Annotated in this window: 1 protein-coding gene; it reads right to left on the bottom strand. The window is 71.1% G+C overall.

Features of this window, described 5'->3' with window-relative positions:
• Positions 1-3,526: S8 family serine peptidase (locus tag LOY02_RS01050; protein WP_317180454.1), on the bottom strand; the 3,526-nt coding region annotated here is incomplete at its 3' end.
• Positions 3,527-3,549: the final 23 nt, after the last annotated feature.

Genomic DNA, 3,549 nt, shown 5'->3' with positions numbered 1-3,549 from the left:
GCAGTCGGGACCCGAAGAAGCCGGTCTCGATGACCTTCCACACCGTGTGCGGATCATCGGGCGCGACGGCGAGGCCGCGCACCCTGTTACCGATGCTGTCCTCACCACCACTCGTTCCCCACTCCAGTCGCGTGGGGTCGGCCGGTAGCGTCGTGGCGTACACCTCGGACGGGGTGCCGACGAGGAGGCGGTCTCCCGTGACCGCGAGGTGGTCTACCGCTGCTCCCGGGACGCCCAGCCTGACGTAGCTTGCGCCGTCGTCGTCCGTGGCGTAGACCCCCGCGCGGTCCAGGCCGAGCAGGAGCGTCTCGTCGTCGCCGGGCCACCGCGCCACGCTGTCGACTGGCGCGTTGGCCAGCGGTCCCTCGATCTCCGTCCAGGTCTTGCCGGCGTCCTCGCTGAGGAAGGTGTGCCACATCCCCGATGCCAGCAGGGTGTCGCCGTGCGCGCGCAGTTCAGCGAGGTCGAAGCTGCCTGTGGGAGCCGTCTGCAACAGGTGCGTCCACGTCCTCCCGCCGTCTCTGCTTCCGTAGACGGCGTTGTCCTTCTGGCCGATGACCACCAGGTCTCCCGCAACCGCAAGCATCGCCGGGCTCGTGTCGAAATCAGTGGCAGGGCGGACGAGGACCGGCTTGCCGGACGACCCCGGCCAGCGCCACAGGCCTTCTTGGGACACCACGTAGAGGTCCTCGCCGGAGAAGGCCAGGTCGAGGACGCCGGTCCACGGCGCCGGCGTCGAGGTCCAGCTGTCGCCTCCGTCCCTGCTGACGATGCTCGTCCCGTCACCCACGACATGGAGCGCGTCTCCCGAGGGCGACAGGGCCAGGCCGCCGATGGGGACGTCGGGAAAGGGCAGCACCTGCCAGGTGCGACCGCCGTCCTCGGTGCGGACCACCTTGCCCTGGTAGGTCGGGTCCTCACCGCCGGCGAGCGCCACCCACATCCGGTCGGCGTGCTTCGGGTCGATGACCGTGCCGACGGGGAAGCCAGCCGCGACGGCGTCGATTCGCTCATGCCGCCAGGTGCGGGCACGGTCCTCGGTGATCCAGAGGCCCGCACCCGTGGGCGGGGTCACCACCATCCGGTGTGGGTCAGCGGGTGTCGTGAGGGCCTCGCCGCCGGTGCTGTTCGGACCGACGAGCTGCCACCCGGCCCCGTCCACCTTCTCGCCGACCTCGAAGGTGTTTCGTCCCACGAGGACCTGCCCGGTCGCCGTGGTCACCTTGGCCGTCACGCCGTAGATGCCGGGTGCCCCGCCCTTCAGCGTGGCGCGCCACCACAGGCCGTGGTCATGAGTGGCCACGACTTCCACGTTCGGACCGACCGGTGGGTCGATGACCAGCTGTGGCGGGGCGGACGCCGGCACGACCGTGTACATGAACGCCTCGGTCTGGCCGCCACTCGGGTCAGGCGTGATGTGGAGGTCTGGGGTCCGCACGGCCAAGGCGTAGGGCACCCGGACATCCAGGGCGCTGTCGGGACCGTCTGCGACCAGCCACCCGGAGACGTCCGCACGAAGCTGATCCGGTGCATCGACGGTGAGGTTCACGGAGACCGTGACGGAGCCTGCCGCAGGCACCGTGACCGTGCTCGGGGTGACCTTGGCGCTTCCGGCGCTGCCCACTGCTGGTTTCACGCTGAGCTTCACTCTCGTGGCGGTCTCGCCGGCATTGCGCAACGTGACCTTCCCGGACGCCTCGACCCGGTCGCGTGACAGGTCGGCCAGGCCCAGCGACAGGGCGGGCGGGTCGGCGGTCATCAGCGCGTCGGCGGCGGCAGGGATGTCCAGCCGACCTGCTCCGCCGGCGACGGGGCCGACGTCCGGCAGCGGCTTCGCCGAGCCGATCAGGGCCGCGGTGAGCCGCTCCGCCGACTCGTCCGGTTTGAGCTGGCGCAGGAGCGCCGCCGCACCGGCGACGTGCGGTGCCGCCATGCTCGTCCCGCTGAAGCGGAACACGCCGGGGTCGTACATGCCCACCGGGACCGACGACCGGATCTCCACACCGGGTGCGACGATCTGGGGCTTGAGTCCCCAGCGCAGGTCAGGACCGCGCGACGAGAAGCTGGCGATCTGGTCGGTGACGTCCTGCCCGAAGACCGTCATCGTGACCGGCCCGTCCGCCATGAGCTCCTTGATCTCCTCGTAGTGACCCTGGTCCGGGATGCCGAGCACCACGAGGGAGTCGAACCTCAGGTCGTCGGATGCGCCGAGCGACTGTGACGGCGTCGCGTCCAGCTGACCCTCGACGTGCGGACGGACGCCCCAGTGGCCGAGGACGGCAAGCGCTCCTCGTTCCTCCGCGATGCGGAACCGCTCGATGTCGTAGGGGTCGGGTTCATAGGGGTTGGGTGGGCCCCACACGAGCAGCACCTTGCCCCGGATGTCGCCGGCCTTGTCGAAGTCCTCCTTCGTCCCGAGGCCGAGGTCGACGACGTCAGCGGTCACGGGCTTCGCAGGGGCATTGGCCGACGACGGGGTGCGGTAGGTCTGCACCGGCTGCCGCACGGGGCTCGCCAGCTCCACGGCAGGAAGCCGCAGACCGCTCGCCGACGCACCGACGGCCAGGACGCCATCCGCCGCCGCCGGCGTGCCGACCGTCCGGTCGCCGGGTCCGCTGTTGCCGGCCGAAGCCACGACCACCACGCCGGCCTCCGCCGCACGGGAGGATGCCAGCCCGAGCGGGTCCGTCCCGTCCCCGTATCCACCGAGACTCATGTTGACGACGTCTGCCCGATGCGGGTTCTCGGGGTCGACTGCCGCCTCGATGCCGGCGACGATGTCCTCGGTGGTGCCGCGGCCGAACTCGTCCATCACCTTGTACGCCGTGAGACTGGCGTCCGGCGCGACCCCCGTGACCGCCTTGGCCCCACCCGCGCCGCTCCCGGCGATGATGCCGGCCACGTGGGTGCCGTGGGCGTGGTCGTCCATGGGGTCCTTGTCGTCGTTGACGAAGTCGTGGCCACCGACCACCTTGAAGTCCGGCCCGAAGCCCCCGCCCAGTGCGGGGTGCGTGTAGTCGATCCCGGTGTCGATCACCGCAACCGTGATCCCGGCGCCACGCGCCGGGACCTCCGCCGGGTCCGTCCGCTGCCACACCTCTGGTGCCCCCACCAGGGGCACACTGTCCACGGTCTGGGTCGTGAACACCGCATTCTCATGGACGGCTGTCACCCCGGGGAGTCGCCTCAGGTCGTCGACCTGGTCTGCGGGGACCTCCACCGACATGCCGGACAGCAGGACGTCGTACGAGCGACGCGGCTTCAGCTGGATCCCAGCCTGAGCCGCGGTCCGGAGCACGGCGCTCTCGGCTCGGGCGACCTGCTGCTTGGCCTGCGCGACCCGGGCTTCGACCTGTGCATCCAGCGTGCCGCCAGGGGGAGCGGCCGAGATCGCCGGCTCGGCGTCGAACTGGACGATGACGGTGGTGGTGGGACCGGGCACGGCCGCGGCGTGCATCGGCACGGCGCCGAGCATGCTCGCAGCCAGCACGGCCGCGACGCCGGCAGCGACGCCGCGGCGTCTCACGTGTGTGTTGGGACTCATCCCCC

The organism is Intrasporangium sp., assembly GCF_032907665.1.
Classification (GTDB): domain Bacteria; phylum Actinomycetota; class Actinomycetes; order Actinomycetales; family Dermatophilaceae; genus Intrasporangium.
Note: the sequence above shows the minus strand (reverse complement) of the source record. Positions and strands in the feature narration are given on the sequence as shown.